Source organism: Bradyrhizobium sp. Arg816 (genome assembly GCF_029989365.1).
Lineage (GTDB): Bacteria > Pseudomonadota > Alphaproteobacteria > Rhizobiales > Xanthobacteraceae > Bradyrhizobium.
The window spans coordinates 131,234-150,921 of record NZ_JAPRAQ010000011.1 but is presented as its reverse complement, the minus strand read 5'-3'; the positions used below and the strand labels follow the sequence as shown (position 1 = coordinate 150,921).

Below are 19,688 nucleotides of genomic sequence, written 5' to 3'. Positions count from 1 at the left end.
GGATTGCTCCATGAAAATTCGTCTCTCGCTTTCTTCTGCGGTCATTGCATTCGGGATCGTTCTCGCCATCGGCTTTACTGCCGTCGTCTCGACCAGCCTTTACGCCCTGCGCGAGCTCAAGGTCGGCGGTCCGCTTTATTCCGACATCAAGCTCGGCAACGACCTCATCGCGGACATCCTGCCGCCGCCCGAATATGTGATCGAAGCCTATCTCGAGGCCACGCTCGCCATGCGCGAGCCGGACCAACTGGCGGCCCATGGCGAACGCCTAGTCCAGCTCCGCAAGGATTACGACGAGCGCAAGGCATTCTGGACCACCTCGAGCCTCTCCACCGATCTGAAGACGGCGCTGGTGTCGAAATCCGACGCCGAGGTGCAGAAGTTCTGGAGGCTTCTGTCCGACCAGCTCCTGCCGGCCCTCAAAGCCAAGGACGTGGCCGGCGCCGAACGCGCCTATGCACAGCTCAAGGGCGCCTATACCGCACACCGCGCCGTCATCGACAGCATCGTCGAGAGCGCCAACAAGCAGAATGCCGACATGGAGAAGCTGGCCGCCGAACGCGACAGCTCGATCCTCTATATTCTCCTCGGCGTCTCCGCGGCCGTCCTGGCCCTCATTGCCGCGGGCCTGCTCAGCGTCGCGCTTGGCGTGGTGCGCCCGATCGTGCGCATGACGGACACGATGCAGAAGCTCGCGACCGGCGATCTCGCTGCCGTGATCCCCTTCGCGCATCGCCAGGACGAGGTCGGCTCGATGGCGGGGGCGCTTCAGGTGTTCAAGCAAGGGGCGATCGAGAATTCGCGCCTGCGCGAGGAGCAGTTGCGGAAGGAACAGGAGGCCGCGACGGCCAAGCGCGGTGCCCTGCACCAGATGGCCGAGACCGTCGAGCGCGAGACCGGCCGCTCGGTCGATTCTGCGAGCGTGGCGAGCCAGGGCGTCGAACGGGCCGCCTCCAGCCTGTCCGAGATCGCCCGGTCGCTGTCCGCGGAGTCGCAGGCGGTGGCCTCGGCGTCCACCCAGGCCCTGGGCAGTTCGCAGACCGTCTCGGCCGCGGCCGAAGAACTGAGCGCCTCGATCCGGGACATCGCAACGCAGGTGGCGCGGACCAGCACGGTCACGAAATCGGCGGTCGCGGGCCGCGAGCAGGCGCGTTCGACCATCCAGGCGCTGGCGGGCGCGGTGAAGAAGATTGCGGAGGTCTCCGACCTGATTGGCGGCATCGCCGGCCAGACCAACCTCCTGGCGCTCAATGCCACGATCGAGGCCGCGCGGGCCGGAGAGGCCGGCCGCGGCTTTGCGGTGGTTGCGGCCGAAGTGAAATCCCTGTCCGACCAGACCGCCAAATCCACCGAAGAGATCGGGCGCCTGATCGCCGAGGTTCAGGCCTCGACCCAGGCCGCGGTCGATGCCGTCGAGACGATGGGAGGCCACATCGTCGAGATCGACGGCGTGGCGACCTCGGTCGCGGCGGCGATGGAAGAGCAGGACTCCGCGACGCGGGAGATCGCGCGGTCGATTTCCGAATCGGCATCCGCTGCGAAGGAGGTCTCGGCCAAGATCGCCAATGTCAGCCGCGACGCCGCCTCGGTGGACGAGCGCGCCACGGAGGTGAGGCAGGCGATTGCGGGCATGGCGGCCAACCTGGAATCGCTGCGGTCGGTCGTGGTGAGGACCGTGCGCGACTCGACCGCTGCGGCTTGAGTCGGGCGCGAGGTCTGCGGCTGGTGCCCGGGGTCGTGATCGTGCAGTATGGCGCGGGACGGGGGCATCGTGGCTTTCATGACCAATCCGCAACTGACGGGGATCACTGAGCCTGCTCAGCTTACAGCTGCGTTACGCAAGGCTGGCGCGCTGGATCGTGGCGCTGTCCGCGAAGTGAAGGTGCTGCATGAGCGTGACACGATTCTGTCGCACATCGTGCGACTCGGCTTGCGCTATGTCGGGGAGTCTGCGGGTGCGCCGCAATCCCTGATCCTGAAGACCGCGCATTCCGCCTTCGCGAAGACGCTTGCAAATGGCGGCCGGCACGAAGTGACCTTCTACACGAAGCTTGCGCCGCAGATGCCGCCGGGGCTCGTGCCGCGCTGTTTCGACGGTCATTTCGACGAAGAGAGCCAGACCTGGCATCTGCTGCTCGAGGACCTCACCGACAGCCATGAGATCGCGACGCAATGGCCGCTGCCGCCCTCGCGCGCGCCGGCGATGGCGATCGCCACCACGCTGGCCCGCATGCATGCAGCGTGGTGGGACCATCCCGGTCTCGGCGAGACTGCCGGCACCTGGGCGAGCACTGAGGACAGCGCAAGCCACATGGAGACTTTCGCCGGCCATTACGATCGCTTCGCCGACCTGCTCGGCGACCGCCTCAGCGAAGAGCGCCGCATCCTCTACCGCCGCCTCATCGATCAGTCGGTCCGGCTATCCCAGCGTTACCACTCTCGCCGCCACGCTACGATCACTCACGGCGACGCGCATACCTGGAATTTTCTGCTGCCGCGCGCCAGCGTCGCGGATAGCGTGCGCATCTTCGATTTCGACCTCTGGGGCATCAACGTGCCGACCACCGACCTCGCCTACATGATGGCGATGCAATGGTATCCAGATCGCAGGCAGGCGCTCGAGCGGGCGCTGCTCAATCGTTACCACGAGACGCTGATAGCCAACGGCGTCAGCGGTTACACGCGCGGGGCGCTCGATCAGGATTATCGTCTGTCGGTGCTCTGGCACATCACCAAGCCGGTTTGGCAGTGGAGCGTCAACATCCCGCCGGTGATCTGGTGGAACAATCTGGAACGGGTGATGATGGCGGTCGAGGATTTGGGCTGCGAGGAGTTGTTGTAGAAGCTCGTGCCGCCCGCTCGCTGTCGTCGCCCGGCTTGACCGGGCGACCCAGTATTCCAGAGACGTTTGTGGGATTCGGAGACGCTGCGGCGTACTGGATGCCCCGGTCAAGCCGGGGCATGACACCTGTGCCTACTCCATCACCGCATGTTCCGGCCCGGCCGCCTGCTTGCGCAGCGTGGCCTTGGTCGAGCCGATCAACAAGGCGAGCGGGATGGTGCAGAGGATGAAGATCATCACCAGCATATAGTCGTGCGCGAACGCGATGATCTGCGCCTGTACGCTGACCATCCTGTCGGCCATGGCGCGGCCAGTGTTGGTGGAAAGATCGATCATGCCGCTGACGCTGGGCATCTGGAGCGCGTGGTTGAACGGGTTGATGTATTCGGACAGGATCGCGTAGGTCCGCCGCGTTCCCTGCGTCAGCTCGGCGATGACGACGGAGATGCCGACCGAGCTCGCGACGTTGCGCATCAGGGTCAGCATCGCGGTGCCGTCGGTGCGCAGCTCGTTCGACAAGGTCAGGAACGCCACCGTCGAGAGCGGCACGAAGACGAGGCCGAAGCCGAAGCCCTGGATGACGCTGACGGTGACGATCTCCGGCACCTGGGTCAGGTCGGTCCACCCGGTCATCTGGAACAGCGAGCCCGCGGTCAGCGTCAGGCCGGTGATGATCAGCGTGCGCGCCTCGATATAGCGCATCATGCGGCCGACCAGCATCATGGCGAAGAAGGTGCCGAAGCCGCGGCTCGCCAGCAGCAGGCCGGCGGTAATGATGGGATAGCCGATTACGTTCTGCATGTAGGGCGAGGCCAGCGCCATGGTCGAGAACAGCACGAGCCCCATCACGACCATGAACATGCAGCCGGTGACGAAGTTACGGTCCTTGAACAGCGCGAAGCGGATGAACGGCGTCGAGGTCGTGAAGGAGTGCGCGAGGAAGAAGTAGAAGGCGACGGCCGAGACGATGAACTCCGCGATGATTTCATTGGATTCGAGCCAGCCCAGTTGCTCGCCCCTGTCCAGCGCCAGTTGAAGCGAGCCGATCGCGATCGCCAGCGCGGCGAAGCCGAACCAGTCGAATTTGAGGCTGATATCCTTTTTGGTCTCGTCCATGAAGACGATCAGGCCGAGCACGGTGATGGCGCCGAACGGCAAATTGACGAAGAACACCCAGTGCCAGGAATAGGTCTCGGTCAACCAGGCACCGAGCGAGGGTCCCATGATCGGGCCCATCATCACGCCCATGCCCCAGATCGACATCGCCTTGGCGCGTTCCTGGAGCGTGTAATAGTCGAGCATGACCGACTGCGACAACGGCACCAGGGCTGCGCCGAACACGCCTTGCAGCAGACGAAACAGCACCATCTGGTTGATGTCCTGCGCCAGCCCGCACAGCACGGACGCGAAGGTGAAGCCGGCCGCGCAGATGATGAAGATGCGCTTGCGGCCGAAGCGGTTGGCGATCCAGCCGACCGGCGCCGTCATGATCGCGGCGGCGACGATGTAGGAGGTCAAGACCCAGTTGATCTGGTCCTGCGAGGCCGACAGCGTGCCCTGCATGTAGGGCAAGGCGACGTTGGCGATGGTGGTGTCCAGCGCCTGCATGATGGTCGCGGTCATGGCGCAGATCGTCACCATGTTCCGGCGCAGGCCGGGGACCATCAGGCTGGCATTGGGGCCGGACATCGGATCAGTCCTTGTCTCAATCTTTGTCCTGGTTCGCCGTCGCCGACAATCCGAACAGGCCGGCGAGCGAGCGCTTGTGGCCGGTGTCGATGGTGGCATAGACGCTCATGCCGGCCTTCAGCTTCCGCACGTATTTGTCGGTCTCGTCGAAATAGATCCTGATCGGCACGCGCTGCACCACCTTGACGAAATTGCCGGTGGCGTTCTGCGGCGGCAGGATCGCGAATTGCGCGCCGGTGCCGGGCGAAAGCGAACCGATCTTGCCCTTGAAGACGTGGTTCGGGAACGCATCGACCTCGAGCGTGACAGGCTGTCCCTCGGTGACGTGGGTGAGGTCGCTCTCCTTCGGATTGGCGTCGACCCAGGGGTGGGCGACGTCGATGATGGAGAACACCGGCGTGCCGGCGGTGACGTAGCGCCCGAGCTGAATCTGCTCGACCTGCGTCGCAACGCCGCCCATCGATGCCCGCACCACGGCGTGGTCGAGATTGCGCTCGGCATTGTCGAGCTTGGACTTGGCCTGCGCGTAAGGCGGGAATTTCTCCAGCGGCAGGTCGGTGTCGCCGAGCAGCTGCGTCTTGGCCGTCGAGATCTGCTGCTTGACGTATTGCGCGATCGAACCTGACGTGACCAGCGCGTTCGCGGCGTTGTCGAGGTCGAGCTGCGAGCCGTAGCTGTTCTTCACCAGCGCCTGCTTGCGCTCGACGTCGCGCTGCTTCAGATCGACGCCCTGTTGCGCAAGGCTGAGCATGTCGCCGTAGATCTTGATGTTGGCGCGGAGATTGTCATAGGTCGACTGCGCCTGCATCAGCTGCGCCCTGGCCTCGTCCACCGCGAGGCGGAACGGCACGGGATCGATCTCGAACAGCTCGTCGCCTTGCTTGACGGTCTGGCCTTCCCTCACGACGACCTTCTGGATCTTGCCGGAGATGTCGGGCGTCACCAGGACCTTCTGCGCGCCGACATAGGCATCGTCAGTGCCGACATAGCGGCCGCCGTTGAGATAGAAGGTGAGGCCGCCGACGGCGACGACGAGCGGCAGCACGACCAGAAGCAGGAAGCGGCGATAGCGGCGCAGGCCCGCCACCAGGCGGCGGCGCGGATCGGTGCCGGCTTTCTTGGTGGGCTTGCCGCTGTCGCTCTTCTGCTCGGGCTGGAACTTGAGGACCTGATCAGCCATAGCGCTGCTCCTTACGCGCTTGTTCCGCGCCGGATGTCTGGATCGCGTTACGCACGTTTTCCTTCATGGTTTCGAGTTGGGTGAGGAGACGGTGGGCGTCCGCCGGGCTGATGCCGTCGAGTGCGTTCGCCGTGAGTTCCGATTTCAGGCCGCTCATCTTGCCAAGCAGCGCACGGCCGGCCTTCTTGAGATAGAGGCGCTTGACGCGGCGGTCCGAGGCGTCGCTGCGGCGCTCGATCCAGTCGCTATCGCAGAGCTTGTCGATCAAGCGCGTCAGCGTGATCGGCTGCATCTCCAGCAACTCGGCGAGTTCCGACTGCTTCATGCCTTCGCTGCGCTCGACCTTGGATAGCACCGCCCATTGGGCGCGGGTGATGCCGAAGCGCGAGGCCTCCTTGTCGGCATAGACCCGCAAGAGGCGGTAGAGTTCACCGAGCGTGAACAGGAAGTTCTGGTCGACGGACCCGCGGGTCATAACGTTGTCTCCAATGAGCTTGACTATAATAAGCAAGCTTATGATTATTTCGTGGCGGATTAACGGGACGCTGTCCCGCAGCAAGAGCATGGCTGACAGGCGCATTCCTGGTCGCGCTTTGGGTTCCACGGCCGAAATGCTAGAAGGCAGGCCACATGACCCTCGCAAAGCCGGCATTTCCGACGCCCGACCACGATCACGGCCGCTGCACCGCGGACGCGCTGGCGCATGCCGAGGCGGTTTGCGAGCAGCGCGCGCAGAAATTCACGCCGATCCGCCGCCAGGTGCTGGGGGCGCTGCTCTCCAGTCACCGCCCGCTCGGCGCCTATGAGATCATCGACGAGCTGGCCAAATCGATGCCGCGGCCGGCGCCGATCACGGTCTACCGTGCGCTCGATTTCCTGATGGCCAACGGCCTCGTGCACCGCATCGAAAGCCGCAACGCCTATCTCGCCTGCGCCGCCCACGACCACGACGCGACCTCGGCGGTGGCGTTCCTGATCTGCGAGCGCTGCGGCCTGGTCGGCGAGATCCCGTCGGCGTCCTTCGCCAAGGACCTCAATGCCGCCGCGCGCAGCTCAGGCTTCGCACCAAAACTGTCCGTGGTGGAGATCACGGGCGTCTGCGCCCATTGTCAGAAAGCTGCATAAAGCAACAACGGCGCAAGCCGGTATTCGGGAAGAAATGTCCGCACCACAAGCCATACCGTCCGCCGGTCGCCCCCTCAGTGCCGGCGCCATCGCCCTGATGCTGATGCTGTGCCTGACCTGGGGCTTCAATCAGATCGCGGTGAAGCTGGTGCTGCCGGAGGTGCCGCCGATGCTCCAGGCGATGATCCGCTCGATGGGGGCGCTGCCGGTGCTGTTCATCGTCGGCAGCTTGCGCGGCGTCAAATTCTTCGAGCGCGACGGCACCTGGAAGGCGGGCCTCGCCGCCGGGCTGATGTTCGGCGTCGAGTTCGTGCTGATTTTCCAGGGCCTGCGCCTGACCTCGGCCTCGCGCGCGGTGGTGTTCCTCTACACGGCGCCGTTCTTCGTCGCGCTCGGGTCCTACCAGGTTCTCGGCGAGCGGCTCGGCGGCACCCAATGGCTGGGCTTGGCTGTGAGCTTTGCCGGAGTTGCGCTCGCGATCGGCGTGCCGCAGCCCAATGTGGATTCGCACATCCTGCTCGGCGACCTCCTGATCGTGGCCGGCGCAGGGCTTTGGGCGGCGACCACGCTGGTCGCCAAGGGCACAAGGCTGCGCTTCGCGGCGCCGGAAAAGGCCCTCGGCTATCAGGTCGCGACCTCGATCCCGATCCTGGGCACCGCCGCCTGGCTGTTTGGGGAGACCATCACCCACACCCCGTCGCCGCTGTCGCTCGGCCTGATGGCCTTCCAGGCGATCTGGGTGGTTGGAACCACGTTCACGCTTTGGTTCGCGCTGGTGAAGACCTATTCGGCCAGCAAATTGTCGGCTTTTACCTTCATCACCCCTTTGTTTGGCGTGGTGGGTAGCTATTTCATCATGCACGACACCTTGAGCCTGACATTCGGGGCCGCTGCGATCCTTGTAATTGCTGGGCTTTTTCTGGTTAACCGTCCCAGCTCAACGGCTGCGGCGCCGCGCGATGCATTGCTCAACGTCACCAAAACCTGATATTTGGACCCCATGAACAAGCTCGAAAACCCTCTCGATTCCGACATCGCGGGCCCGGCGCCCCGGCACAAGACCACCCAGGTCAAGGTCGGCGACGTCGCCGTTGGCGGCGGCGCGCCGATCGTCGTGCAGTCGATGACCAACACCGACACCGCCGACATCGACGGCACCATCGCCCAGGTCGCAGCGCTCGCGCGCGCCGGCTCCGAAATGGTCCGCATCACCGTGGACCGCGAGGAGGCTGCCGCTGCCGTTCCGCACATCCGCGACGGCCTCGCCAAGCGCGGCATCACCACGCCCTTGATCGGCGACTTCCATTATATCGGCCACAAGCTGCTCGCGGCCTATCCGGCCTGCGCCGAAGCGCTCGCCAAATATCGCATCAATCCGGGCAATGTCGGCTTCAAGGATAAGCGCGACACCCAGTTCGCCGACATCATCGAGATCGCGAACAAGAACAGCAAGCCGGTCCGCATCGGCGCCAATTGGGGCTCGCTCGACCAGGAGCTGCTGACCAAGCTGATGGACGAGAACGCCGCGTCCGCCAATCCGCGCGACGTGCGCGCGGTGACGCGCGAGGCGATGGTGCAATCGGCGCTGCTCTCGGCCGCCCGCGCCGAAGAACTCGGCATGCCCAAGGATCGCATCATCCTGTCCGCAAAGGTCTCGGCGGTGCAGGATCTGATCGCGGTCTATCAGGATCTCGCCAGCCGTTCCGACTACGCGATTCATCTCGGCCTGACCGAAGCCGGCATGGGCTCGAAGGGCATCGTCGCGTCCTCGGCCGCGCTCGGCATCCTGCTGCAGCAGGGCATCGGCGACACCATCCGCATCTCGCTGACGCCCGAGCCCGGCGGCGACCGCACCCGCGAGGTGCAGGTCGGCCAGGAGCTGCTCCAGACCATGGGCTTCCGCACCTTCGTGCCGCTGGTGGCGGCATGCCCCGGCTGCGGCCGCACCACCTCGACCACGTTCCAGGAGCTGGCAAGTTCGATCCAGGGTTTCATCCGCGACGAGATGCCGAGCTGGAAGACGAAATATCCCGGCGTCGAAGAGCTCAACGTCGCCGTGATGGGCTGCATCGTCAACGGCCCCGGCGAATCCAAGCACGCCAATATCGGCATCTCGCTGCCCGGCACCGGCGAAGCGCCGGCCGCGCCAGTGTTCGTCGACGGCAAGAAGTTCCGGACGCTGCGTGGGCCCACGATCTCGGCCGACTTCAAGGCGCTGGTGATCGACTACATCGAGCAGCGCTACGGCCAGGGCGCCAAGGTCCCGGTGACCGCGGCGGAGTAAGCGTCTCCAAAAATCGAATCGGAAGGCGGGTTAGCAAGGCGTAACCCGCCTTAATTTTTTGCGAGGTCGTAGCCCGGATGGAGCGCAGCGAAATCCGGGGCCTCTCGCAGGCTGAGCAACCGTTCCCGGATTGCGCTTCGCTCCATCCGGGCTACGATGTCTCCAATCAAACGATCGGGAGACATGCCATGAGCTCACTCGCCGGCAAGCAGGGTCCGCGCTACCGCCACACGGCCGAAGACGGCGCGGCTTACGAGACCATCGCGGTCGAAAAGCTCACCCCCATCATTGGCGCGGAAATATCCGGCGTCGATATCGGCAGCCTCGTCGATGGCGATGCCCGCTCCAACCGGCAGATGGACGAGATCCACCGCGCGCTTGCCGAAAACCTCGTCATCTTCTTCCGCGATCAAGACATCACGCCCAAACAGCATCTCGCGTTCGGCCGCAAGTTCGGCGAGCTGCATTTCCATCCTGCCGCGCCGCACGAGGACGAGGATCCGGCGCTGATGAAGATCTACGCCGACAAGAACTCGCCGCGGGCGAACGGCGAGGGCTGGCATTCGGACGTGTCCTGCGATCTCGAGCCGCCGATGGGCTCGATCCTCTACATCAAGCAGTGCCCGCCGCGCGGCGGCGACACGCTGTTCGCCAACATGTACGCGGCCTATGAGGCGCTGTCGGATCGGATGAAGGCCTATCTCGACGGGCTGACCGCGCTGCATGACGGCGAGCCGATCTATCGCGGGCTTTATGCCAATTACGGCGTCGCCGATCGTCCGTCCTATCCGAGCGCCGAGCATCCCGTGGTGCGCACGCATCCGGTGACGGGCAGGAAGGCGCTCTACGTCAACCGCGGCTTCACCCGCCACATCAACGACATCCCGCGCGACGAGAGCGATGCGATGCTGGCCTATCTGTACCAGCACGCCGAGAACCCGCTGTTCCAGTGCCGCTTCCGCTGGACCGAGAACGCCATCGCGTTCTGGGACAACCGCTGCACTCAGCACCGCGCGTTGTGGGACTACTGGCCGCACACGCGTTCGGGCACGCGCGTGACGGTGAAGGGGGAAAGGCCGGTGTGAGGAGGCCGTGGCGCGCTATCGCCGCTATTGCTCTTTCGCTGATCGCGTTTTGGTCATGGTCACCTGACCATAGCCAGGCGGCCGGGACGCGGAAGGCTGCAAAGGCCAAGCCCAGGGCGTTGGCACCAGAGAAATGCGAGCCGCGAAAATTCCGGATCGTCGTCGACGTCGGGCACACCCCGGACTCCTACGGCGCGTTGAGCGCGCGCAATGATCCGGAGTTCGGCTTCAACTTTCGGCTCGCAAGGCTGGTCACGGCAAAACTCAAATCCGAAGGCTTTACCGCAACCCGGTTGCTCGTCACGGACGGCAAGGCGCGGCCGAGCCTGTTCAAGCGCGTGGGTGCCGCGAATGACGGCCGGGCCGATCTCGTGCTGTCGATCCATCACGACTCAGTACCGGACAAGCTGCTCGAGACCTGGGAATTCGACGGCGCAAAGAGCTATTTCAGCGACCGCTTCTCGGGTCACTCGCTGTTCGTGTCCGAGCGCAATCCGCACTTCACCACCAGCCTGAAGCTGGCCCGGATGATCGGCAGACAGTTGAAGGAGCAGGGCCTGCACTATGCCAGCCAATACACCCTGCCGGTGATGGGCCGCTACCGGCGCCAGCTGCTCGACAAGGATGTCGGCGTCTACCGCTATGACGGGCTCATCGTGCTGTCGCGAACGAGAAGCGCGGCAGTGCTGCTCGAAGCCGGCTCGATCATCAACCGCGACGAGGAGATGGCGATGAACTCGTCGGAGCGGCAGGAGATGATTGCGGGCGCCGTCGCGGCGGCGGTGGGAGAATTTTGCGAGAGGCGATAGTTGGCGCTGCCGTCATTGCGAGCGAAGCGAAGCAATCCAGAGTCTTTCCACGGCAGCAGTCTGGATTGCTTCGCTTCGCTCGCAATGGCGAAGAAGCTACAACGGCACCCCCCGATACTCCCTGTTCGCCAGGCTTGCCTCTTCCAGGTCCAGGTCGCGCTCGATCCGGCGCCGTGTCTCGTCGGTGATCTGGCCGTCGCGCAGCAGGTCGTGGATGAACTTTCGCTCGGCGACGATCAGGTCGCGGGTCAGGGCGGTGCCGGCGGCGGAGACGTCGTGATGATTGGGGTCGAGTGAATCCGGAAGCTGGTTGACACGAATCTCGTGACGCGCGCGCAGGAGCCGCATCACCTCGTCCGATACATCCTTCTCTTCGGTCATTGCGTCGAGCGACTTCAGCGCCGCCTCGAGGGCCTGGCGGCGCGCCGCGATCTCGGCCTCGTGCTCGGCGACATGCTCGTTGCGGCCGGCCTCGGCGACACCCAGCCAGCGCACCACCGGCGGCAGCGTCAGGCCGACGCCGATCAGCGTCACGAAGATGACGCCGAAGGCGACGAACAGGATCAGGTCGCGATACGGGAAGGGGTTGCCATCAGGCAACGTGAACGGCAGCGCCAGCGCGGCCGCCAGCGACACTGCGCCGCGCACGCCGGTGAAGGCGAGCGTGAACGCCCATTGCCAGGGGGGCGACGGATCACGCTTGCGCAAGCTCTTGCTCAAGATCCGCGGCAGATAGATCGCAGGATAGAGCCAAGCGAAGCGTGCGATGACGATGACCGTCAAAACCACGGCGGTCGCGATCATGATATCGTCGAGTGGAAACGCCTTCGACTTCTCGTAGAGCGCGCGCATCTGGAAGCCGGTCAGCAGGAACAGCAGGCCCTCGATCATGTAGATGATGAGGTCCCAGAAGAAGATGCCTTGCAGGCGCGTCGACGCCGAGATCAGGAGCGGGCCGTTCCAGCTCACATAGAGGCCGCAGGCGACGGTCGCGATCACGCCGGAGCCGCCGACATGCTCGGGCAGCCAGTAGGACACGTAGGGCGTGAGCAGTGACAGTGTCAGCTCGACCTGCGGATCCCTGGACCATTTGCGGAAGCGCAGGGAGAGCCAGCCAATGCCGATGCCGAAGGCGATCTCGCTGGCGACGATGAGGAGAAACTCGCCGGCCGCCAGCGGCAGCGAGAAATGGCCGACCATGATGGCCGCAAGCGCGAAACGATAGAGGATCAGGGCGGTCGCGTCATTGGCGAGCCCTTCGCCTTCGAGGACGACCAGGATCCGGCGCGGCATGTTCAGCCGGCGCGCGATCGCGAGCGGCGCCACCACGTCGGGCGGCGCGACGATGGCCCCCAGCAGGAAGCCAATGGTCCAGGGCAGGCCGATCACATAATGCGTGGCCGCGGCCACCAGCGCCGCGGTGAAGATCACCGCGCCGACCGCGAGCAGCACGATCGGCCGCAGATTGTTCCTGAACTCGCGCCAGCTCATCGCGACGCTCGCCGAGTAGATCAGCGGCGGCAGCACCATCAGCAGCACCAGTTCCGGCGGCAGTTCCACCGGCGGCATGCCCGGCACGAAGGCGAGGCCGACGCCGGAGAGCATCAGGAGAATGGCGGGCGCGATGTTGAAGCGGCGGGCGACCAGCGCGGTACCGGCCAGCACCGTGAGCAGGATGAGAAAGGTCTGAAATTTCGCTGCGATCATGGCCTGTCTTGGCCCGGAAGCGGCCAAAAGGTCAATGCGTCGCGGCTCACGCCAGCCGTTCGGCCACCATGCGCCCGACGCGCGCGAACACGGCTTCGATCTGCGCGGCGTTGGGCGTGCCGCCCTGGGTATAGGCCGCGATCAGGATCGGCGCATCCGCCTTGTTGTCGAGCTTGGGCCAGACGACCGCGATATCGCCCGACGCATCCTTGCCGTTGTTGCCGGTCTTGTCGCCGATCTTCCAGCCCGCCGGCAGGCCGCCGCGCAGCCGGTTGGCGCCGGTCTTGCAGCCCACCATCCATTCGGTGAGCTGGGTCCGCGAGGCCGGCGATAGTGCTTCGCCCACCACCAGCCGCTTCAGATTGCCGGCCATCGCCGCCGGCGTCGTGGTGTCCCGGGGATCGCCGGGCGGCGAGCGGTTGAGCTCGGGCTCGTTGTGGTCGAGCCGCGAGGTGGTGTCGCCGAGCGATCGCCAGAAGGCCGTGAGCGCGGCGGGGCCGCCGATCCGCGCCAAGAGCAGGTTGGCGCAGGTGTTGTCGCTGAGCTCGACGATCGCCTTGCACATGTCCGTGACCGACATCGTGCCGGCGGCGAGATTTTGTTTGGCGACCGGTGCGTAGTCGAGCAGGTCGGCCTTGCCGTAGGGGATCATGGCCGCAAGCTGCTCCTCGCCGCGGTCGGCCCGCGCCAGCACGCAGGCGGCGAGCGAAGCCTTGAATGTCGAGCACATGACGAAGCGCTCGTCGGCGCGCCATGTGAGCTTCACGCCGGTCGCGAGGTTCTCGGCATAGACCCCGATCCGCCCGCCGCTCTCGCGCTCGTAGGATTCGAGCTCAGGCGGTGCGTCTGTGGCGAGCGCGGGGGAGGCGGCGATCCAGGCGAGCGAGGCGAGCAGAGTACGGCGGTCGAGAGGCATAGGGGACTTTCAGACATCGCCATTGCGAACGCAGCGAAGCAATCCAGAATCTTTCCGCTGAGACAGACTGGATTGCTTCGCTGCGCTCGCAATGACGGAGAATGCGGGGCGAGTGTGCCGGATTTCGGGCAGTGCGAGGGTGCCCTCACTCCCTCAGGTCATACCGGTACGACTTCGACACGATCTGCCAGCCGTCGGCAAGCTTCATCGCCACCAGATAATCCGTGAAAAAGCGCGGCGGCAGCTGGCACCTGACCTTGATGAAGGCGGTCTTGTCATCCGAGCGGTCGATGGTGACGATGAAATCCTCGCGCGGCTTGCCTTCGGCCTTGCCGGAGGGGCGCTTGCGGACGCGGTCGAGCCAGTCGGGCACGGTCAACACCTGAAGCTCGCCCTTCTCGACCCAGCGCAAATCGGCCGAGGGATGGAAGATCGCGCCGAGTTTTTCGGCATCGCCCTCGTAAAGTCCGTCGAAATAGGATTGCACGACGGCTTCGACGCTCGAACGGTTCTGGTTCATGGGTCACCCCTTTGAATGATGGCTCGGGGCAAACTTAGTCGTACACATCAAAATGCGCTATGGGTGTCTGCGCCAATTGCGCGAGGACGCTGGAATGACCGGATCAGAAAATTCGAACGCTCGTATCCTCACCGGTGAATGCTATTGCCGTGCCGTGCGCTACGAGGTCGCGGACGCGTTCTCTTACGCGCTGAACTGCCACTGTTCGAATTGCCGCCGCACCACCGGCTCCGCCTTCAAGCCGTTCGCCGGGATCGTGCAGGACAAGCTCCGCATCGTCCGTGGCGAGGACCAGCGCCTCATCTTCGGCGACGACACAACCCACGACGCGCACTGCGCCCATTGCGGCTCGCTGCTTTATTCCCGGGTGCGCGAGGGGAAATGGGTCCACGTCGCCATGGGAACCCTGGTTGACGCCCCCTCGATCCGGCCGAGCGCCCACATTTTCGTGGGCTCGAAGGCGCCCTGGCATGAGATCACCGACGAGCTGCCGCAATACCGGGGGCATATCGGGGGTGACTGAGCGCATACTTGGCCTGCGCCAGCGAACCGCTATCGCTCTGGCGAGACTAAAGAGTTCCATGGCAGTTTGCAGGCATTGTCTTCGTGATCTCCATCACACGTGCGATGGCGGATTCTGCTAAGGCAATCCCCAAAGGGCGACCGAGTTGCTCCCGATCTCTGGAAGTTCTGTCATGCGTAGCCTGCTCGGACTTTGTCCGCTTTTTCTGGCTCTCTTGTTCGGCGCTGTGCCCGCTCTCGCCGGAAAGCGCGTGGCGCTGGTCCTTGCCAATTCGTCGTATCAGTACGCGCCGTCGCTCGCGAACCCCGTCAATGACGGTGCAGTGATGGCGAAGACGCTGAAGGACGCCGGCTTCGACGTCGTGGAATCCCGGCATGATCTGTCCGCGTTGGAGACGCGGCGCCTGCTGCGCGATTTTGCCGATGCGACGCGCGATGCCGACATCGCCGTGGTCTACTATGCCGGCCACGGCATCGAGGTCGAAGGCTCGAACTATCTGATCCCTGTTGACGCCAAGCTCGAACGCGACACCGATGTCTACGACCAGGGGCTGTCGCTCGACCGCGTCCTGGTTGCGGTCGAGCCCGCAAAGCAGCTTCGCCTTGTGATCCTCGACGCCTGCCGCGATAATCCGTTCGGCAAGACCATGAAGCGCACGGTTGTCTCGCGCGGCATTGGCCGCGGCCTGGCCCAGGTCGAGCCGAACAGCCCCAACACGCTGATCGCCTATTCGGCCAAGGCCGGCTTCACGGCGCAGGACGGCGACGGCGCCAACAGCCCCTTTACCATGGCACTGTCGAAGCATCTGACGACGCCGGGCCTCGACGTCCGCCGCGCCTTCGGCTTCGTGCGTGACGACGTGCTCAAGTCGACCGGCAACAAGCAGGAGCCGTTCGTGTACGGCTCGCTCGGCGGCGAGGACGTGCCGCTGGTACCGGTCAAGGTGGTGGCGGCCGCTCCGGTGGCGCCTGTCGTGAATCCGCAGGCCGATATCCGCCGCGACTACGAGCTCGCCCTCCAGGTTGGCAACAAGCCGGCCTGGGAAGCATTCCTGGCCCAGCATCCTGACGGCTTCTATGCGAATCTCGCCAAGCTTCAGGTCGAAAAAATCGGGGCCGAGCAGGCCCATGCGGCGGCCACCGAGAAGGCGAAGCAGGCCGAGGCCGAACGCGATCGTCTTGCCGCCCTCGGCGCGCAGAACGATGCGCAGGTCAAGGCCGCTGCCGACGCGAAAGCCGCCGAGCAGGCGCAGCTCGCCGCGCAGAAGGCCAAGGAGCAGGCGCAGCAGCAGGCGGCCGCGGCCGAGCAGCAGCGCGTCAACCTCGCCGCCGCGGCGCCAGGTGCTGCACCCGCCAGCACGGCGGGCCCCGTTGGCACCAGCGTCGCTTCGCTGACGCCCGCGACCGCGCCGGCCGATCTCAGCCGCTCGGTGCAGACCGAGCTCGGCCGCGTCGGTTGCTTCTCAGGGCAAGCCGACGGCAACTGGAATACGACCTCGCAGCGGTCGCTGTCGCAGTTCAACCGCTATGCCGGCACCAAGCTCGACGTGAAAGTGGCGAGCACAGATGCGCTCGATACGGTCAAGTCAAAGCCGTCACGCGTCTGCCCGCTGGTCTGCGAGCACGGCTTCAAGGCCGACGGCGACAAGTGCACGAAGATCGTTTGCCGTGAGGGCTATGCGATCAACGACGACAATGAGTGCCAGAAGGAGCGCATCGCCAAGCCTGCGACGGCCAAGCCCGCATCCGGCAAGCGTACAACCGCCAAGCGCGACGACGGCGATGAGCGTCCCGCACGGCAGCGCCGTCAGGCTGGTGGCGCGGCGGGCGGCTATGGTGCCGCTGCGGGCATTGCGGCTGCCGCCGGCGCCGGCCGCGCCGCGGGTGGCGGGCAGATTTTCTGCAATGGCGGCAGCTGCCGCCCGGTCAACCGCGGCTGTCATCTCGAATATCGCGGCGGCGGCGGCCCCGGCAACGACGCCAATGCCGAGGTGTGCAACTAGGATCGCGCCATCGACGCCGTCGTCTCGGCGCTTGCCGGGACGACGTCAGTTCGAGATTGCGCTCGCCGCGATGTTCACTGTCAGCGCCAGCAGCGCCGTGTTGTAGATGAACGACACGATGCCATGCGCCGTCGCGGTGCGGCGGATGGTCTTGTCGGTGATGCCGACGTCGGAGACCTGCGCGGTCATGCCGATCACGAACGAGAAATAGACGAAGTCCCAATAGTCGGCGTGATCTTCCTTGTCGCCGCTCGGGAATTGCAGCCCGCCCGGCGGGTGCCGGTAATAATCATGGGCGTAATGCAGCGCGAAGGTCGTGTGCACGGCGGCCCATGACAGTGCGATGGTCGTGATCGCGATGGTCAACTCCCACGCGCCGCGATGCGGCGTGCCGAGCTCGGACACGATCGCAGCGATGCTGGCGAAGGCGCCGATCGCCGTCACCAGCAGGATCACGAAGCGGCCGTCGTCTTGCATCGCGGCACTACGGCGGATGTGCTGCTGGTCGTTGCACAGCATCATCGCGTAGACCAGCACGAGATAAACCGCGATCAACGCATCCCAGCCGAACAGCAGCCGCGTCACCAGCCGGTGCGATCCCGGCAGCAGCAAGCAGACCAGGATGCCGGCAGCGAGCGCGATAAAGGTGCGCGGCCGCGCGTAAATCAGCCGCATCGGCCGCGACATCTTGCGGAAGCGGACGAGGACGGGATCGTCTTTGTCGGTGGCCATGATGGCTCCGGCCCTCTCGCTCAACTCTCGCTGTCGCCGCAGCGGCGGCCTGCTCCCTCGCCCCGCTTGCGGGGAGAGGTGCGCTACATCAGTTCTTCCGCTCGGCGACGAAGCGCGCGGCGGCCTGCAGAACGGCGGCGCGGTCGCCGAAGATCGACACGGCGCCGTCGGCCCGCGCGAGCAGGTCGCGCACGCGCTGCTTGGCGCCTTCGATGCCGAGCTGGGTGACGAAGGTGGTCTTGCCGAGTGCGGCGTCGGCGCCGGCCGGCTTGCCGAGGGCCGCCGCATCGCCTTCGACGTCGAGCAGATCGTCGGCGATCTGGAAGGCCTCGCCGAGCGCGCGGCCGTAATCGTCGAGTGCCTGATATTCCTTTTGCGAGGCCTGGCCGAGGATAGCGCCCGCGATGCAGCCGTAGCGCAGCAGCGCACCGGTCTTCATCTGCTGAATGCGGGCGACATCGATCGGCTCGTTGCCGCCAAAACGGCCTTCGCCGGCGAGATCGAGAATCTGGCCGCCGACCATGCCGCCGATGCCGGCGCAGCGCGCCAGCGCGCGCGTCAGCAGGAGGCGCACATTGGCGTCGCGGTGGATCTCATCGCGGGTGATGATGTCGAAGGCGAGCGTCAACAGGCCGTCGCCGGCGAGGATCGCGGTGGCGTCATCGGTCTTCTTGTGCAGGGTGGGGCGGCCGCGGCGCAGGTCCGAATTGTCCATCGCAGGCAAATCGTCATGGATCAGCGAATAGCAGTGGATGCATTCGAGCGCGGCGCCGGCGAGCAGGGCGGCCTCGCGGGGAACGCCGAACACGGCGGCGCTCTCGACCACCAGGAACGGCCGCAGACGCTTGCCGCCGTTGAGGCTCGAATAACGCATTGCGTCCATCAGTCGCTTGGGACGGGCGATCTCATCGTGCAGGATGTCGTCCGCCAGCAGGCGTCCAAGCAGGGCTTCGGTGTCATCAGCGGTCTTGTCCAGGCGTTTGGCGAAATCGGACGGGGACGTGCCGGTCATCAAGAAGGGCTCCAGAACTAAAATTCGGCGGGACAATCCTTTATGCGCCCGCCCCAGTCAATCGTTTGGAAGGCCTAAAAAGTGCTGGAAAAGGCCCGAATTATCACAGACTTAATGGCGGGATCCGTGGCCGCGTTTCATTTTGCGCCGGAAAGGTCGATTTGCGCATCGTCAAGATCCTGCTGGTAGCGCTCTTGGTCGTGGCTCTCGCGCCCTACGTGATCGCGCCGTTCTACCGCACCGGCCATCCGGTTTCGACGCTGATGGCCTGGCGGTCGCTCCGGGGCGCGCCGATGCATCGGGAGTGGATCGATCTGGCCGCGATGTCGCCCTCACTGCCGCGATCGGTGGTGGCGGCCGAGGACGCCCATTTCTGCAAGCATCACGGCATCGACTGGGGCGCGCTGCGCGAGGCGATCGACGATGCGAAGGAGGACGGTACGCCCTTCCGGGGCGCCTCCACCATCACCCAGCAGGTGGCAAAGAACCTGTTCCTCTGGCAGGGGCGGGATTTCGTCCGCAAGGCGCTGGAATTCCCGCTGGCGCTGTGGATCGATTTCGTCCTGCCCAAGGCGCGAATCCTCGAGATTTACGTCAACATCGCCGAGCTCGGCCCGCAGGGCCAGTTTGGGGTCGAGGCGGCCAGCGCCTATGCCTTTGGCAAATCGGCGGCCAACCTCTCGCCCCGGGAGGCGGCACTTCTGGCCTCGATCCTGCCCAATCCGGTCAAACGGAGCGCCCGGACCCCCGGGCCTGGCGTCCGCCGGCTGGCAGGGACCTATGTGGCGAGGGCGCAGGCGAACTCGCTTTTGACCTGTTGGCGGGAAAATCGCTGATTCTGGGCCCTTTCCGGACGTATTTTCCGGTCCAAAAGCCTAGATTTACGGCCAGCCTTCCTCTATAAGCCCGGCCTTGATCGGCATTCAGCTCGCCTCGGTTTGCGGGTGCTGAGCCGTCCCCTCGCGGACGATGCCCTGACAACACCAATCCCTAGAGGATATTGAAATGGCCGTTCCGAGAAGAAAAACCTCGCCGTCGCGTCGTGGCATGCGCCGCTCGGCAGACGCCATCAAGAAGCCGACCTATGTGGAAGACAAGGACTCCGGCGAGCTCCGTCGTCCGCACCATCTCGACCTCAAGACCGGCATGTACAAGGGCCGTCAGGTCCTGAAGAAGAAAGAGTCCTGAATTTAGGACCTTTCTCCGGGCAGGATCATTTCGCCTGCCTGATTTCGGCCACCCAATGAGATATGACAGTGACG

19 protein-coding genes are annotated in these 19,688 nt (G+C 65.0%); 11 read left to right on the top strand and 8 right to left on the bottom strand.

The window, feature by feature from the left end:
- Positions 1-10 precede the first annotated feature (10 nt).
- Together OWC48_RS26095 and OWC48_RS26090 are read left to right on the top strand one after the other, a co-directional pair.
- The gene (locus OWC48_RS26095) at positions 11-1,702 is read left to right on the top strand and encodes a methyl-accepting chemotaxis protein (RefSeq protein ID WP_282522535.1); all 1,692 of its coding nucleotides are present in this window, start codon (positions 11-13) and stop codon (positions 1,700-1,702) included.
- Between the two features lie 48 nt (positions 1,703-1,750).
- A complete protein-coding gene (locus tag OWC48_RS26090; RefSeq protein ID WP_282522534.1) occupies positions 1,751-2,842 on the top strand; it encodes a phosphotransferase in 1,092 nt (363 codons plus the stop codon).
- 132 nt (positions 2,843-2,974) lie between these two features.
- Here the strand turns inward: OWC48_RS26090 and OWC48_RS26085 are convergent, their stop codons facing one another.
- The 3 genes from OWC48_RS26085 to OWC48_RS26075 are packed head-to-tail and all read right to left on the bottom strand — an operon-like array spanning position 2,975 to position 6,186.
- Entirely contained in the window at positions 2,975-4,531 is a 1,557-nt protein-coding gene (locus OWC48_RS26085) for an MDR family MFS transporter (protein WP_282522533.1), read from the bottom strand.
- 16 nt (positions 4,532-4,547) lie between these two features.
- Positions 4,548-5,711: an HlyD family secretion protein gene (locus OWC48_RS26080; protein WP_282522532.1), complete on the bottom strand. Its 1,164-nt coding sequence runs from the start codon at positions 5,709-5,711 to the stop codon at positions 4,548-4,550.
- Positions 5,704-6,186: a MarR family winged helix-turn-helix transcriptional regulator gene (locus tag OWC48_RS26075; protein ID WP_282522531.1), complete on the bottom strand. Its 483-nt coding sequence runs from the start codon at positions 6,184-6,186 to the stop codon at positions 5,704-5,706. The genes OWC48_RS26080 and OWC48_RS26075 overlap by 8 nt, the downstream gene beginning before the upstream one ends.
- A 155-nt stretch (positions 6,187-6,341) precedes the next feature.
- Between OWC48_RS26075 and OWC48_RS26070 the strand changes: the two genes are divergently transcribed.
- From OWC48_RS26070 to OWC48_RS26050, 5 genes are all read left to right on the top strand, one after another.
- Positions 6,342-6,836, top strand: coding sequence for a Fur family transcriptional regulator (locus OWC48_RS26070; RefSeq protein WP_282522530.1), 495 nt, complete (start codon positions 6,342-6,344; stop codon positions 6,834-6,836).
- A 34-nt stretch (positions 6,837-6,870) separates the two neighbouring features.
- Entirely contained in the window at positions 6,871-7,824 is a 954-nt protein-coding gene (locus tag OWC48_RS26065) for a DMT family transporter (protein WP_282522529.1), read from the top strand.
- 12 nt (positions 7,825-7,836) lie between these two features.
- On the top strand, positions 7,837-9,120 hold the full coding sequence (gene ispG, locus OWC48_RS26060; protein WP_282522528.1) for a flavodoxin-dependent (E)-4-hydroxy-3-methylbut-2-enyl-diphosphate synthase: 1,284 nt from the start codon (positions 7,837-7,839) through the stop codon (positions 9,118-9,120).
- A 188-nt stretch (positions 9,121-9,308) separates the two neighbouring features.
- Complete coding sequence (locus OWC48_RS26055) at positions 9,309-10,205, top strand: TauD/TfdA family dioxygenase (protein ID WP_282522527.1); 897 nt, start codon at positions 9,309-9,311, stop codon at positions 10,203-10,205.
- Between the two features lie 17 nt (positions 10,206-10,222).
- Positions 10,223-11,014, top strand: coding sequence for an N-acetylmuramoyl-L-alanine amidase (locus OWC48_RS26050; protein ID WP_282522641.1), 792 nt, complete (start codon positions 10,223-10,225; stop codon positions 11,012-11,014).
- Positions 11,015-11,110: 96 nt separating this feature from the next.
- Here the strand turns inward: OWC48_RS26050 and OWC48_RS26045 are convergent, their stop codons facing one another.
- The 3 genes from OWC48_RS26045 to OWC48_RS26035 form a co-directional block, all read right to left on the bottom strand.
- Positions 11,111-12,721, bottom strand: a complete 1,611-nt coding sequence (locus tag OWC48_RS26045; RefSeq protein ID WP_282522526.1) for a Na+/H+ antiporter — start codon at positions 12,719-12,721, stop codon at positions 11,111-11,113.
- A gap of 46 nt (positions 12,722-12,767) precedes the next feature.
- Positions 12,768-13,637, bottom strand: a complete 870-nt coding sequence (gene bla, locus OWC48_RS26040) for a class A beta-lactamase (RefSeq protein ID WP_282522525.1) — start codon at positions 13,635-13,637, stop codon at positions 12,768-12,770.
- Positions 13,638-13,782: 145 nt separating this feature from the next.
- Complete coding sequence (locus OWC48_RS26035; protein ID WP_282522524.1) at positions 13,783-14,157, bottom strand: nuclear transport factor 2 family protein; 375 nt, start codon at positions 14,155-14,157, stop codon at positions 13,783-13,785.
- Positions 14,158-14,251: 94 nt separating this feature from the next.
- Between OWC48_RS26035 and OWC48_RS26030 the strand changes: the two genes are divergently transcribed.
- Together OWC48_RS26030 and OWC48_RS26025 are read left to right on the top strand one after the other, a co-directional pair.
- Positions 14,252-14,680: a GFA family protein gene (locus tag OWC48_RS26030; RefSeq protein ID WP_282522523.1), complete on the top strand. Its 429-nt coding sequence runs from the start codon at positions 14,252-14,254 to the stop codon at positions 14,678-14,680.
- Between the two features lie 172 nt (positions 14,681-14,852).
- Positions 14,853-16,682 carry a caspase family protein gene (locus OWC48_RS26025; RefSeq protein ID WP_282522522.1) on the top strand — a complete coding sequence of 610 codons (1,830 nt, stop codon included), beginning with the start codon at positions 14,853-14,855 and terminating at the stop codon, positions 16,680-16,682.
- Between the two features lie 45 nt (positions 16,683-16,727).
- Here OWC48_RS26025 and OWC48_RS26020 read toward each other — a convergent pair whose 3' ends face one another.
- Together OWC48_RS26020 and OWC48_RS26015 are read right to left on the bottom strand one after the other, a co-directional pair.
- Entirely contained in the window at positions 16,728-17,414 is a 687-nt protein-coding gene (locus OWC48_RS26020) for a DUF1345 domain-containing protein (RefSeq protein ID WP_282522521.1), read from the bottom strand.
- Between the two features lie 88 nt (positions 17,415-17,502).
- Positions 17,503-18,426, bottom strand: a complete 924-nt coding sequence (locus tag OWC48_RS26015) for a polyprenyl synthetase family protein (RefSeq protein ID WP_028149141.1) — start codon at positions 18,424-18,426, stop codon at positions 17,503-17,505.
- Between the two features lie 161 nt (positions 18,427-18,587).
- Between OWC48_RS26015 and mtgA the strand changes: the two genes are divergently transcribed.
- Together mtgA and rpmF are read left to right on the top strand one after the other, a co-directional pair.
- Positions 18,588-19,262 carry a monofunctional biosynthetic peptidoglycan transglycosylase gene (mtgA, locus tag OWC48_RS26010; protein ID WP_282522520.1) on the top strand — a complete coding sequence of 225 codons (675 nt, stop codon included), beginning with the start codon at positions 18,588-18,590 and terminating at the stop codon, positions 19,260-19,262.
- A gap of 169 nt (positions 19,263-19,431) precedes the next feature.
- Entirely contained in the window at positions 19,432-19,614 is a 183-nt protein-coding gene (gene rpmF, locus OWC48_RS26005) for a 50S ribosomal protein L32 (protein ID WP_007598106.1), read from the top strand.
- Positions 19,615-19,688 lie beyond the last annotated feature (74 nt).

Bases quoted from the DNA above. Each gene is read 5' to 3' on its own strand.
- OWC48_RS26095 (WP_282522535.1), top strand. From the start codon at position 11: ATGAAAATTCGTCTCTCGCTTTCTTCTGCGGTCATTGCATTCGGGATC.
- OWC48_RS26090 (WP_282522534.1), top strand. From the start codon at position 1,751: ATGGCGCGGGACGGGGGCATCGTGGCTTTCATGACCAATCCGCAACTG.
- OWC48_RS26085 (WP_282522533.1), bottom strand. From the start codon at position 4,531: ATGTCCGGCCCCAATGCCAGCCTGATGGTCCCCGGCCTGCGCCGGAAC.
- OWC48_RS26080 (WP_282522532.1), bottom strand. From the start codon at position 5,711: ATGGCTGATCAGGTCCTCAAGTTCCAGCCCGAGCAGAAGAGCGACAGC.
- OWC48_RS26075 (WP_282522531.1), bottom strand. From the start codon at position 6,186: ATGACCCGCGGGTCCGTCGACCAGAACTTCCTGTTCACGCTCGGTGAA.
- OWC48_RS26070 (WP_282522530.1), top strand. From the start codon at position 6,342: ATGACCCTCGCAAAGCCGGCATTTCCGACGCCCGACCACGATCACGGC.
- OWC48_RS26065 (WP_282522529.1), top strand. From the start codon at position 6,871: ATGTCCGCACCACAAGCCATACCGTCCGCCGGTCGCCCCCTCAGTGCC.
- ispG (WP_282522528.1), top strand. From the start codon at position 7,837: ATGAACAAGCTCGAAAACCCTCTCGATTCCGACATCGCGGGCCCGGCG.
- OWC48_RS26055 (WP_282522527.1), top strand. From the start codon at position 9,309: ATGAGCTCACTCGCCGGCAAGCAGGGTCCGCGCTACCGCCACACGGCC.
- OWC48_RS26045 (WP_282522526.1), bottom strand. From the start codon at position 12,721: ATGATCGCAGCGAAATTTCAGACCTTTCTCATCCTGCTCACGGTGCTG.
- bla (WP_282522525.1), bottom strand. From the start codon at position 13,637: ATGCCTCTCGACCGCCGTACTCTGCTCGCCTCGCTCGCCTGGATCGCC.
- OWC48_RS26035 (WP_282522524.1), bottom strand. From the start codon at position 14,157: ATGAACCAGAACCGTTCGAGCGTCGAAGCCGTCGTGCAATCCTATTTC.
- OWC48_RS26030 (WP_282522523.1), top strand. From the start codon at position 14,252: ATGACCGGATCAGAAAATTCGAACGCTCGTATCCTCACCGGTGAATGC.
- OWC48_RS26025 (WP_282522522.1), top strand. From the start codon at position 14,853: ATGCGTAGCCTGCTCGGACTTTGTCCGCTTTTTCTGGCTCTCTTGTTC.
- OWC48_RS26020 (WP_282522521.1), bottom strand. From the start codon at position 17,414: ATGGCCACCGACAAAGACGATCCCGTCCTCGTCCGCTTCCGCAAGATG.
- OWC48_RS26015 (WP_028149141.1), bottom strand. From the start codon at position 18,426: ATGACCGGCACGTCCCCGTCCGATTTCGCCAAACGCCTGGACAAGACC.
- rpmF (WP_007598106.1), top strand. From the start codon at position 19,432: ATGGCCGTTCCGAGAAGAAAAACCTCGCCGTCGCGTCGTGGCATGCGC.